Source organism: Parapedobacter luteus (assembly GCF_900168055.1).
In the GTDB taxonomy this organism is placed as follows: Bacteria; Bacteroidota; Bacteroidia; order Sphingobacteriales; family Sphingobacteriaceae; genus Parapedobacter; species Parapedobacter luteus.
In genome coordinates, this window is the sequence record NZ_FUYS01000002.1 from 540,532 (window position 1) to 552,710 (window position 12,179).

The following is a 12,179-nucleotide window of genomic DNA, read 5'->3' on the forward strand; positions in this document are numbered from 1 at the left end:
CACACGCAATATCCACTTTCGTCATAGCACTTATCGCCGGCGTGGTATTTCCCGGTTCATTTCGGTAATGTCTACGTCGTCTTGGTGATTACCCAATAGGTGCTTACAGAAATAATCGCCCATCTTCCAGAAGAAATACTCGGTCATGTCACCAAAGCCGTGACGCTGCCCGGGCAGTAAAAGGAAATCAAAGCGTTTATTGGCTTTGATGAGCGCTTCAGCCATGCGGATGGTGTTGGCAGGATGTACGTTGTTGTCGATATCCCCTGTGGCCAGCAATAGGCGCCCCTTGAGGTTTTTGGCCAGCTCGGTGTTTTTCTCGATCGCGTAGGAAAACGTTGTATCTCCCTTGGCAGATATGCGTTCGGTCACGCCATGATGCCGCTCGCTCCACCACCGGTTGTAAATATTGTTTTCGTGGTTGCCTGCACCCGAAACAGCTACCTTGAAAAAATCCGGGTAAACCAGCATGGCCGCAGTGGACATGAACCCGCCGCCGGAATGCCCAGTAATGCCCACCCGGTTGATGTCGATGAATGGATGACGGTCAGCCAACTGCTCAGCCGCCGCTTTTTTGTCGGCTAAACCATAGTCGCGCAAATTGCCATAGCCATAGGTGTGATACCATTTTGATCGGGCAGGATGTCCGCCCCGGTTGCCTACAGTTATGACTACAAAGCCAAATTGCGCCAAACGGTCTATACGGTCCATGCTTCGCCCAAAGGCTTTGTTTACCGACTCGGTTTGCGGACCCGGATACACGTATTCAATAAGGGGGTAGGTTTGGGTCGAGTCAAAGTGAAACGGTTTATACATCACGCCATATAAATCCGTGATACCATCATCAGCCTTGACTTTGAAGGGCTCGGGAAATTTATATCCCGCGGCAAATAGCTGCGACAAATCGGCTGTTTCCAACTTCAGGATTTGCTGTCCAGCATTATTGTAAAGAGCTGATTCCGGAGTAGTATTCACCCGAGAATAATTGTTTACAAAAAATTGGCTGTTTTCGTCCATGAGGGCCTGATGGTCGAAGTTGCCGGCATTTAGCAATTTCATTCCGCTACCATTCAGGTTTATACTGTACAAATGTTGATAGTAGGGGTCTTCGTTTGCCTCACGGCCGTTGGCTACGAAGTATAAGGTGCGAGTTTTTTCATCCAATCCGGTGATTTCCGAACAATAAAACTCGCCGGAAGTAATCTGGTTTTTTAGGTTCCCGTTGCCGTCATATAGGTAATAATGTCCCCAACCGTCGCGTTCTGACCACACCACAAATTCCGGTCCGTTGCCAACCAATTCCGGTGGCTGTACGTCCAGGTAGGTGTTTGATCGTTCTTCGATAAGTATCTTTACGCTTCCATCAATGGCGGCGGTACCGATATCAATGCGTTTGAGATCACGGCTACTCCGGGAAAAGAAAAATTGTTCATTGGTACCTAACCAGGTATTCACACGGATGTCGTCCGGACGGTTGTTGCGGGGTTGACGCTTGGTGTATACCGCGAGTGTTTGGTTTTTAAATGCTGCCACGTCAATGCGGCGGGGCTTCTTGGTGGCAAACTCAAAGAGGTGAAGTTCCTGTTCCGTACTGTCCGGCTCACCGGGCATTTGGTATTTGTAGGTTTCCAGCGTAGGACGCTTGCTCCCTACGTTGTTGATAACCCAAAGGGAGTTGAGATGGCGGTTGTCCTTACGGGTCACGAGGAAATAGCGCCCATCGGGTGACCAGATGATACCGGCGCGCCGGCGTTGGTTTTTCTCATCTTCGTCTTTCTTTTCATCGCCGGTGGTGACGCTGCGGTCATCCCCACCCCAAGCATAATATTGAATTCCATCTGTAGTAATCTGGTGTTCTACGATGGTGCTGTCTTTCTCATCTTTTCGGGCTTTTTCGTAATTTTCGCGGTCCATCCAGTACAGGTTGTAGTTTTTGGCAAACACTACAGCGTTGGTATCCGGCGAGAAGGACGCCCAGGAAAGGTGCGGCTTGGGCTTCAACGAATCGGCCAGCTCGACCAATTGCCGGGTTTGTAAGTCATATTCGAGGTAAAACACTTTTTTCTTGAGGGAATCCGTTTTATTGGTACTTTTCTCACGTTCTTCTTTGGTTTTCAATGTGTCTTTGGTACTGTTTACTTCAAAGCGGATGCGGCGCTCGTCCTCCGTAAATTTCAGGTTTCGGATATCGATATGCTGCGCATCGAAAGGATCTTTGACTATTCGTGTCAGCTGAGCGGCAAGCTGTGCATTATCAAAAAGAACGTCTTTCTTTCGGGCAGAGGGATCCACGATATACCAATTTTTTCCTTGGGACGTTTCATATACATACCAAAAGCGGTTGGAGTTTTTCAGCCAGTTGGGGCTTACAGAAGTGGAAAAAATCAAGCGCCTCAGCTTGTCTGGTGAGAATCGGGCGGCGAGCTGGTAGTTTGCCTTTACTTGTTCACGGTTTTCTTGTGCGATTCCTACGTTTACTACCAAAAACATGAAGAATACCAAGTTGTATTTTCTGTACATAGGGGTTAAGGAAAAGTATTACATTATTTGCAGGCGCAAATTATCAGTTTTTGATCGATATCTTTAGGTTTAAGATTGTAATATTCGCGTTAACCCGGTTGGAACAGCATTGTTGGCGGTGAAATAGCAAGTTAACATAGATTGAACGGCCAACGGAAAGGCCGCTCAATCTATATCAATGCTGTTGCTGGCGCTAATTACCTATCGTCCACAAATAGATAGTGTCACTACCTACTTCTATCGTCTTCTCGGCCGGCCAATCGCCCATATCGAAGTCGTGCGATACGATACGGCTGCCCGGTTTCAATTCTTTCTGCAGCTTTGGCCTAAGCTTTAGGTTGACCGACGGCAGGAGGTACATGGTTACGACGTTTGCTTTGCTGAAATCGAAATCAAACAAGTTTCCTTCGACAAACCGCACTTTGTCTGTGACGCCTGCCGCTTTGGCATTTGCATTCGCTTCTTTGATGCGTTGCGGATTAAGGTCTACGCCAACTCCGGTGGCACCAAATTTCTGGGCAGCTGTGATGACTATCCGTCCATCACCACATCCCAGATCATAGACGACGTCACCGGGCTTGACACCGGCAAGTTTGAGCATCTCTTCTACCGTCTCTTGTTTGGTGGGTACATACGGTACATCCAGATCAGGTTGTTGGGCGTACGCACCCGAGCATACGGCAACAAACAGAACCATCAGCCAATTTTTGAGTGTGTTCATTGTGTTCATTTTTAATTGTTATACCTAAAGTTAATTGCGTTGCATCATGTCTGCGGTATTACTGATAACTACCGAACTGTGAAGAAAAACAACATACCCAGCAACAGTACGGCTACCCCCACTAACGCGCCGATGCCCGTATAGGCTAAGCTTGAGTAAAGCAAATAAGCACACGAACCGCAGAATATGAGCGGCGTTACCGGATAGAACGGTACGCTGAATGGGCGGACAACACCGGGTTCTTTCGCGCGCAGAACAAACAGGGCTACGCCGGTAGCAAGGAAAAAGAACCAGAATACCGGCGCGGTAAAGTCTACCATCGACTGGAAGCCATCGCGCGTAAGAGCGCCCAGCACTATCAAAGCGAGCGCGATCATGCCCTGCAATATCAGGGCATTTACCGGTGACGACGTCTTGCTGTTCCATTTGCCTAAGCGGCCAAAGACCTCAAAATCCCGCCCCAGCGCATAATTAGTGCGGGCGCCCGTAAAGATGGTGGCATTGATGGACGTAAGTGCAGCCATAGCCACAATTACGCCGATAAGCAATACACCCGGTTCACCCAACGTAACACGCATTAAGTCGATACCCACCGCTTCGGAAGCGGCTATCCGCTCGATGCCGAGCGCGTGTAAAAACGCCCAATTGATAAGCAGATAAATCGCTGTAATGGCTAAAATGCTGATGACCAGCACTTGCACCATTTTCCGACTCCCGGCTTTCAGTTCGGCGGAAATATAGCCTGCCTCGTTCCAGCCGCCGAAAGTAAGCAGCACAAATACCATCGCCAGCCCGATTGCCGACGAGTTGTCTAAGGATGTGACTGGCAGCGCAGATAAGGCAGTAGGGGAAGGGCTGATAAAAAAGCCGACAACGATCACGCATAATATGCCGATAAACTCAAAGGCGAACAGCAGTTTCTGCATACCCGTGCCGAAATTTACCCCGAGTATATTGATGAGCGTAAGCGTCGTCACCACCAGCGCCGCAAAAATCGCTGACGAATAGCTGCCAATCGGGTAGAGCTGCGAAAGGTAATCACCGATAATATAAGCGAGTAGTGCTATGGATCCGGTTTGTATTATACTTAGCCTTGCCCAAGCAAATAAGAAGGCAAAACGTTTGCCAAATGCCCGCATCAGGAAATGGTAGTCGCCTCCGGTATTCGGAAATGTGGTGCTCAGCTCCGCATAGCAAAGGGCGCCGATGAGCGACACCAGTCCGCCGAGTAGCCACACGGAAAGAAACAATTCGGGGCTGCCCGTGTTAGCCGCAACAATCGATGGGGTACGGAAAATCCCTGCGCCCACCACGATGCCTACGATAATCGTGATGGCGTCAATAATCCGGATTAAAGGTCGAGGGTTTTTATCTTCTTGGACTTCGGAATATGGCAACGTTGGTGTCGCTTGGCCATTTTTGGATGTTGTCGTGAAGGCGTTGACCACCTTGCTTTCCTCTTTCATATAACGGTCGTTACGATTGGTGTACGGTTTATATACAAACGGATACCTGCTTTGTTTCCAAAGGTCCTGTAATATTTTTGTGAGGTAACCTTCGGCCTACGCTCGGTTATCGGTCACGAGCCTCCTTCACCGAAAAAGCCGTCGTGAAAGTTCACCAAAAACAGCTCTTTGGTTGCGCGGGTGCAGGCGGTATAGAGCCAACGTAAAAACTCCACGTCGAGCTGTTCGTCGGTGAGATAGCCTTGGTCTACGAAGACCGCCTGCCATTGTCCGCCTTGCGCTTTGTGGCAGGTGATGGCCATCGCAAACTTGATTTGCAGGGCATTATAATACGGATCCGCTTTTAGCGCGGCCATCCGTTCCTTTTTGTCGGGGATGTCTATGTAATCCTGCATCACGGCGTCAAACAGGCGCTGTTGATCGGCCTGCGATAAGCTGGGAGAATCCGTGTGCAGCGTATCAAGCATTACCCGGCAATCGATGGGTTCGATTTCGTCAGTATCGATAAAGGCCAAACTCACGTCGGCGAAACGGAAGCCGTGCTGTTCGTGGACATTGCGTACCCTGCGTACTTGTGCCATGTCGCCGTTTGCAATAAAACCTGTCCGATTCGAATCAGCCGAAAGCCAATAGTAGTTGTTACGTACTACCATGATGTAGTCGCCACCGGTCAGCTCCTCATCCCTAAACAGAATGCGGTGACGGATATTTTGATTATAGCTGTTAGCATTCTTATTCGAACGGCAGATAACCATGGTATTCTCCAGGCCGTATTTATCATAGGCATAGTGCAAGCCATCGATAAGCCGTTCGCCTGTCATTCGGTAGATATCGCCGTAACCTGCTACACGGATGCGTGGAAAAGTAATGGCTGCATGGTTTGTAGCCGATTGGAGTTGCTGGCGTATAGCTGTCGCATTGTGAAGGATGCCCGAATGCTTTTCCTGCCGTACTACCTCCGTAAGCTCAAAGGTGAATACTTGCATACCAAACGTGCCGGCAAGCCATTGCGCGTCGAGTGCGGGGCTTTGCAAAAGCCCCACCGGCGGAAGCTGGGCCGTGTCGCCGACAAACATCAAGCAGCAGTTTTGACCGCTATTTACATAGTCTACTAGATCCTCCAGAAGACTTTTGCTGTTAAAGGAAAAACGTTCGTTGGATATCATCGATGCTTCATCCACGATAAAAAGCGTATCCGTATGCGGATTATTAGCTAGCCCGAAAGCCATGTCGGGAGACAGGGCCACCTTTTTGCGGTATATCTTCTTGTGGATGGTGGAAGCCTTTTTGCCGGAATAGCTGCGCATTACTTTGGCTGCCCTCCCCGTGGGGGCCAAAAGGACCGTGCGCATTTGTAAAACGGGGAGTGCATTCACCAGTGTGCTGATGATGGTGGTCTTTCCCGTACCTGCGTACCCCTTAAGGACGAAACATGAATGATGACCAGCCTGCCCCAGAAAAATAGCTAACCTTTGGAATGCTTCATACTGCTGTCCAGTAGGCTGTAAGGGGAAACGGCTGTAAAGTAATTCAGCAATCTGCACGACCAAAGGTAGCCAAAAGTTTGTTCAAAATGATTTATCTAAGTAAGTTTGTCGCGACATATAAACGGTGATGACATATATTTCCGCAGATTTTGACCAACAACATGCCGCCGAGTACACTTTATTGGCGAGAATAGGACATGAAGAGAATGCCTTGGCTGTGTTAGACAATGCCGGACAACTGAAAGTCATTACCGCTTATGACCCGCGCCATACCAAGCAAGAAGTGGCTGATTTACTGAATCTCAATTTCGGGCGTGTGAAGTTGGCTGTGCCCGATGGTTCATATTCGTTTGTACCTGGCGAGGCATTTCGTGAAAGTGCTCTCGATATATACCGTCGGTACTTGCCCGGTGACGGCCTTGCCGATACCGTGATATCCAGTTTGCCCGCGCTTGGTATTACGTTGCTTCATCATGTCAACCAATTGGGCTTGGAACCGTTTGTCGGACGGTTTTCTCATCTGGGCATTTATCCTGTGGTCCAACCGTTGCTGGCGGCGGTGGTGGGGCATGCGCGGCAGACGGCGGGCCCATTCGTCAGCATCAACAAACAAGCTTCCTGCGTCAATATCGCTGTGCTTGATTCGGGAAAGTTTATTTATGCCAATGATTTTGAAGTCTTCGGTCCGGACGACCTAAATTACTACCTGCTCGCAGTATTAACAAATGGTGAGCTGATCGGTAAGCAGCCCGTTTGTTGTTTGTCCGGCGATATTGCGGAAGACGGCGAATTTCATCGACGGGTGACAAAATACAGTGAACATGTGGTATTTGCCGACAGCGGGCAGCTTACTGGGGTAAGCCTACCCCAGGCATTGCAGTTGGAGCAACATCAATACCTTACGCTTTTAGGGCTATATCTATGCGAATAATCGGGGGCAGTCACGGCGGACTGCGATTACATCCTCCATCCACTTTGCCTGTACGGCCCACTACGGACATGGCCAAGGAAGCACTATTCAATGTACTGGAAAACCGGATAGACTTCAGTGGACTGGGCGCGTTGGATCTTTTTTCAGGAACAGGAAATATCACATTCGAGTTCGCTTCCCGCGGTGTAGCCCGTGTTGTGGCGGTAGATGCCCATTTCAAATGCATCCAGTATATCAATACCGTCGCCAAGAAATTGAACATGACCGCTATAAAAGCGGTAAAGGCCGATGCCCTCAAATTTATACCATCTTGCAAAGACCAATTTGACTTGGTATTCGCGGATCCGCCATATGACCTGCCGCAATTGCCGCAAATTCCCAATCTTGTGTTCGCCGCTGGCTTATTAAAACCGGGCGCTTGGCTAATTTTAGAACATGCATCTACACGGAAGCTTGAAACCAGTCCACATTGGGTAGAAACACGCAAATACGGATATTCATCGTTTTCGTTTTATCGACTTTAGTACCGCTTCTGGAACGAATTGGCTAATGTCCCCACCGTTTATGATGATCTCGCGGATAATCGTCGAAGAAATGTGAGACAGCCCGCTACTGCTTACCAGAAACACCGTCTCAATATCCGGAGCAAGCACCGTATTGTTGAGCGCGATGGCCTTTTCAAATTCAAAATCACCGGCATTGCGCATACCGCGCAGAATATAATACGCACCGACCTTGCGGCAAAAATCTACCGTAAGCCCGTCAAACTGTACGACCTCCACACAGTCTCCATGTGATGAAAATACTTCCTGCGTGATAGCCAGGCGCTCGTCATGATTGAAATAGCCTTTTTTTGTCGTGTTCGTTCCAATAGCCACATAAATTTTGTCGAAAAGCCGCCGGCCCCTTACGACAATATCCACATGTGCATTCGTTATGGGATCAAAAGATCCGGGAAAAACCGCAGTCTTCATGTGTAGTTCTTTTTAAAGGTATTACATGGTAAATGATATCAATTGGGCGTAATCGTATTCAAAATGTCCTCAATAAGCGGATAGGTATTTTTCCTTATTTTATTGAATTTATCCCGTCCCAGCCATATCGCCTCGGTAATGTCCTCTTCCAGCTGGGGTTTTAGTTTTGGAACTTTGTTGACTCCCATTTCATACCAGTTTGTCTTTTTCAATACCAATTCGCCTTTCAGCATGTAAGCATGATAAGTGGTCATGACCTTCTGTCCAAGGTAATCGACTTTAATTCCGCACTCCTCTTCTACTTCCCGCACGGCGGCTTGTTTCATTGACTCATCATCATCCACTTTACCCTTAGGCAGGTCCCATTTCCCAAGCCGATGGATGAAAAGGTAGTCCCCTTCGCCATTTTTCACTAATCCACCTGACGCTTTAATTACTTTGATTCTTTTTTTAATGAGGCTCAAAAACTCCTTGGGGTTTTTTATTAGTATGAAATATGTAATAAAAAATTTATTATGCTTTGATTCTTTGAAAAGTTTTTCGAAGTCAAAATCTTGATCGTCAATCGTTTGAAAATTGGGTAAGTCACCGGGGATAAAATCTGCCAAAACGAGGGCCGATTGGTTCATATAAATTTTATAGATTTGCGCCATGAATAATATGAATGAGGTTGCACAAAAAGTTGCCGAATCATTGTTGCAAATTAAAGCAATTAAATTACAACCCAAAAAACCTTTTACATGGGCATCGGGTTGGAAGTCGCCGATTTATTGCGATAACCGGGTAGCTTTATCACACCCGCCTATCCGAACATATATTCGCCAGAAGCTTTCTGAGCTGATACAGGAGGAGTTCGGATCGGTGGAAATGATTTCCGGTGTGGCCACGGCTGGTATTCCGCAGGGGGTGTTGGTTGCACAGGACTTGGGGTTGCCGTTTACATATGTACGCAGTGGATCCAAAGATCACGGCCGGCAAAACCTGATTGAAGGCGAAGTCGTCGGTGGTCAGCGTGTGGTGGTTGTTGAAGATTTAATCTCAACAGGTAAGAGCAGCTTGAGAGCTGTGCAAGCACTGCGCGACGCTGAATGCAACGTTGTCGGCCTGGTATCCATCTTCACGTATGGTTTTGCGGAGGCAGATGCGAATTTCGCAGAAGCAAGGTGCAGGTACGTAAGTCTATGTAATTATGACACCCTTATTGAGGTCGCCGCTAAACACAACTATATTTTAAACAACGATATCGAAATACTCGGACAGTGGCGGAAGAATCCGGGCGAATGGTCACCAACCGAGTAATAAGGCCTATATGACCATTATTCAGAATCAAGTCTCCATCGATAAACCGGTTGCCGAAGTGTATGCTTTTCTGGCGGATTGCAATAACCACGAGCAATTGATGCCTTCATCGGTTTACAGTTGGTCATCCACGCAGGACGAGGCGCAGTTTACTATCCAAAACATGGCTAAGTTGGCGCTCAAGGTGGATAGTCGGCAGGAAAAGAGCGAAGTGGTGCTAGTGCCGTCTGAAAAAGCCCCGTTCGATGTATCTGTGCGTTGGTCTGTCAAGCCACAGGGCGACAACTCGACCGTGGCCAAGCTGGTCATTGAAGCAGACTTACCGGTGATGATGAAGATGTTAGCTGCTTCTCCCTTACAAAAATTGGTGGATGAACAGGTGACCAATCTCCGCAAGGCGCTGCAGAAAGCGGCAATTAAATGAGCAATGAGATATTAGCTTATTGAAAAACCCCGACTCTTTTTCGTTTTAAAGTCGGGGCTTTTTTGATCGCATTGGCAATGCATTATCCGTTGAATTGCTCAGCCACAAAATCCCAATTGACTACGTTCCACCAATTGCTGATATATTCAGGCCTCCGATTTTGATAGTGAAGATAATAGGCATGCTCCCATACATCAAGGCCAAGCAGGGGCTTCCCTTTTAGCTCCGCATCATCCATTAATGGGTTGTCCTGGTTAGGGGTCGAGCCTATTTTTAATGAGCCGTTATCACGTACGAGCCAAGCCCAGCCCGATCCAAAACGGCCGGTTCCAGCCGTAGCAAATTGCTCTTTAAATTGGTCGAGAGATCCGAATGCTCCATTAATGGCATCCAACAGTGCGCCCGTTGGCGCATTGCCGTCTACCGGCGCACGGAGCGATTTCCAAAAAAACGTATGATTCCAGGCACCACCTCCATTATTACGGATTTTTGCGGAGAGGCCCGAGATATTGGCGAAAAGCTCCCCAGGAGTGGTATAAGTTATTTCTTCGGCTTTGATAGCCTCATTAACCGCATTGATGTAAGCCGTATGATGTTTCGTATAATGGATTTCCATTGTACGTGCATCAATGTGGGGCTCCAATGCGTTGTATTCGTAGTCCAAAGGTTCCTGTGAAAATTCCAGTGAGCCGCCCGATTCATCAGATGATTCGCCGGATGAATTGGGTGAACTGCATCCCACCAAAGTATTTAACGGGCTCACGCCCAAAGCAGTGGAAGCAACAGTCAGGCCAATGGTTGTACGTAAAAAATTCCTTCTGTTGGTAGTTGCCATAACGGTTAAGAGATTTGATTTACAGCTTAAATACAACCAAAGGTAAAAATTTGTTTTCTAAATCCCATGGATTTATTGATATGAAACGGACGAATCGATTAATGTGATGGGAAGACTCAGTCACAATCGCCATCAGGACGACATGTGAGGCCTCCCGCCAGGTCAAGTGGTTTGTTGGGGTTTTCCTTCTTCCATGTTTCGAATGCCTTTTCCAGTGTTTCCAAAAATACTTCGGAAGGCTGTGCACCGGAGACGGCATATTTACGATCGAACACAAAAAAGGGTACTCCACGGGCGCCGATATTGCGCGCCTCCTGGATATCCCTGGCCACGTCATATCCATATTGATCGCTGTTCAGCATTGCTGTGATAGCCGCCTGTTCCAGTCCTGCGGATTCCCCCAGAGCCACCAATGTCTCGCGGTCGCTGATATCTTTTCCTTCCGTAAAATGGGCGCGGAATAAGATTTCTTTCATAGCATTGCCCACACCCCGCAATTGGGCCATGTGCAGCAGCCGGTGAGCATCCCACGTATTGGCTACTACCGTCCGCTCAAAGTTCAGCTCAACGCCGGCGTGTTTCGCCATGGCCGCTACCCGAACGGTCATATCCCTCGCCTGTGCAATGGGCAATCCCTTCCGTTCGGCGAGGTAATGGTAGGTATCGGTGTAAATAGTATCTTTGGGTAGGTCGGGGTCCAACTGAAAGCTCTTCCACTCCAGTCTCACGGCTTGGCGCCCGCTAAACCGCGCAAGCGCGGTTTCAAAGTGATGTTTGCCGATATAACAAAATGGACAAGCGATGTCCGACCATACTTCGATTTTCATCGTTATTATTCCTTAAATAGCGGAGCTATACAATTTGCAAAAATAATTCATCTTTAGGTGAGCGTACTTTCTTTTGGTTGACCAGCCAGTCGTTCTCCGAATCCCGATAACCTAAGGGCAAGATGGTTACGCTTTTGAGTCCCTGTGCGGGCAACTGCAGTAATTCGTCCAAAGCAGCGTTGTCAAAACCTTCCATTGGGGTGGCATCGACGCGGAGTTCCGCCGCGGCCGCGATCGCCAAGCCAAAGGCAATGTAGGCCTGCCGTGCCGCGTGTTCAAAGTTGGCATTGGCAGGTCTGCTAAGATACATGTTTTTTAGCCGATTCTTGTAGTCATCAAACGTATCAGCCGGAAGACCCCGTTCTGCTGCCGTATGACTGAAAACACGGTCAATCCGTTCAGCAGTGTAGTTGTCCCATGCCGCAAAAACCAGCACATGAGACCCATCCACAATTTGACGCTGCCCATAAGCGATTGGCTGGATTTTCTGGCGGAGTTCCGCATTGGTAATTACGATAATTTTAAAAGGTTGCAATCCGGATGATGTTGGAGCAAGGTATGCTGCCTGCAGTATTTTATCCACCTTCTCCTGCGGAACGGGTTGGCCGTTCATCTTCTTCGTGGCGTAACGCCAGTTTAGCGCATCTAATAATTGCATAGTCAGTCCCAAAAACTTGTTTTCGTTGAAATATATA

The 12,179-nt window shown here is 48.2% G+C and carries 13 protein-coding genes; 4 read left to right on the forward strand and 9 right to left on the reverse strand.

The window, feature by feature from the left end; genetic code table 11:
- Window positions 1-30 precede the first annotated feature (30 nt).
- The 4 genes from B5X72_RS05580 to B5X72_RS05595 all read right to left on the reverse strand — a co-directional run bounded on the left by B5X72_RS05580 (window position 31) and on the right by B5X72_RS05595 (window position 6,251).
- A complete protein-coding gene (locus B5X72_RS05580; protein WP_079715828.1) occupies window positions 31-2,520 on the reverse strand; it encodes a S9 family peptidase in 2,490 nt (829 codons plus the stop codon).
- 193 nt (window positions 2,521-2,713) lie between these two features.
- Window positions 2,714-3,241 (reverse strand): SAM-dependent methyltransferase, encoded by a 528-nt coding sequence (locus tag B5X72_RS05585; protein ID WP_233632584.1) that lies wholly within the window; start codon window positions 3,239-3,241, stop codon window positions 2,714-2,716.
- 68 nt (window positions 3,242-3,309) lie between these two features.
- Complete coding sequence (locus B5X72_RS05590) at window positions 3,310-4,707, reverse strand: APC family permease (RefSeq protein ID WP_079715830.1); 1,398 nt, start codon at window positions 4,705-4,707, stop codon at window positions 3,310-3,312.
- 113 nt (window positions 4,708-4,820) lie between these two features.
- A complete protein-coding gene (locus tag B5X72_RS05595) occupies window positions 4,821-6,251 on the reverse strand; it encodes an ATP-dependent DNA helicase (RefSeq protein ID WP_079716034.1) in 1,431 nt (476 codons plus the stop codon).
- 70 nt (window positions 6,252-6,321) lie between these two features.
- Between B5X72_RS05595 and B5X72_RS05600 the strand changes: the two genes are divergently transcribed.
- Both B5X72_RS05600 and B5X72_RS05605 read left to right on the forward strand, forming a co-directional pair.
- Complete coding sequence (locus tag B5X72_RS05600; protein ID WP_079715831.1) at window positions 6,322-7,125, forward strand: DUF3822 family protein; 804 nt, start codon at window positions 6,322-6,324, stop codon at window positions 7,123-7,125.
- A complete protein-coding gene (locus tag B5X72_RS05605; RefSeq protein WP_079715832.1) occupies window positions 7,116-7,649 on the forward strand; it encodes an RsmD family RNA methyltransferase in 534 nt (177 codons plus the stop codon). Before B5X72_RS05600 ends, B5X72_RS05605 begins: the two co-directional genes overlap by 10 nt.
- Here B5X72_RS05605 and coaD read toward each other — a convergent pair.
- On the reverse strand, window positions 7,623-8,099 hold the full coding sequence (gene coaD / locus B5X72_RS05610; RefSeq protein ID WP_079715833.1) for a pantetheine-phosphate adenylyltransferase: 477 nt from the start codon (window positions 8,097-8,099) through the stop codon (window positions 7,623-7,625). The two genes, B5X72_RS05605 and coaD, sit on opposite strands and share 27 nt — an antisense overlap.
- Window positions 8,100-8,137: 38 nt before the next feature.
- Window positions 8,138-8,563: an NUDIX hydrolase gene (locus B5X72_RS05615; RefSeq protein ID WP_233632586.1), complete on the reverse strand. Its 426-nt coding sequence runs from the start codon at window positions 8,561-8,563 to the stop codon at window positions 8,138-8,140.
- 187 nt (window positions 8,564-8,750) lie between these two features.
- Here B5X72_RS05615 and pyrE point away from each other — a divergent pair, with 187 nt between their 5' ends.
- Window positions 8,751-9,398 carry an orotate phosphoribosyltransferase gene (gene pyrE / locus B5X72_RS05620; protein WP_079715835.1) on the forward strand — a complete coding sequence of 216 codons (648 nt, stop codon included), beginning with the start codon at window positions 8,751-8,753 and terminating at the stop codon, window positions 9,396-9,398.
- Between the two features lie 10 nt (window positions 9,399-9,408).
- On the forward strand, window positions 9,409-9,822 hold the full coding sequence (locus B5X72_RS05625) for an SRPBCC family protein (RefSeq protein ID WP_079715836.1): 414 nt from the start codon (window positions 9,409-9,411) through the stop codon (window positions 9,820-9,822).
- Between the two features lie 82 nt (window positions 9,823-9,904).
- On the opposite strand, the gene B5X72_RS05630 is transcribed toward B5X72_RS05625, so the two are convergent.
- The 3 genes from B5X72_RS05630 to B5X72_RS05640 all read right to left on the reverse strand — a co-directional run bounded on the left by B5X72_RS05630 (window position 9,905) and on the right by B5X72_RS05640 (window position 12,142).
- Window positions 9,905-10,657, reverse strand: coding sequence for a superoxide dismutase (locus tag B5X72_RS05630; protein ID WP_079715837.1), 753 nt, complete (start codon window positions 10,655-10,657; stop codon window positions 9,905-9,907).
- 116 nt (window positions 10,658-10,773) lie between these two features.
- Complete coding sequence (locus tag B5X72_RS05635; RefSeq protein WP_079715838.1) at window positions 10,774-11,484, reverse strand: DsbA family oxidoreductase; 711 nt, start codon at window positions 11,482-11,484, stop codon at window positions 10,774-10,776.
- Window positions 11,485-11,509: 25 nt separating this feature from the next.
- A complete protein-coding gene (locus B5X72_RS05640; protein WP_079715839.1) occupies window positions 11,510-12,142 on the reverse strand; it encodes a nitroreductase family protein in 633 nt (210 codons plus the stop codon).
- Between the last annotated feature and the right edge of the window lie 37 nt (window positions 12,143-12,179).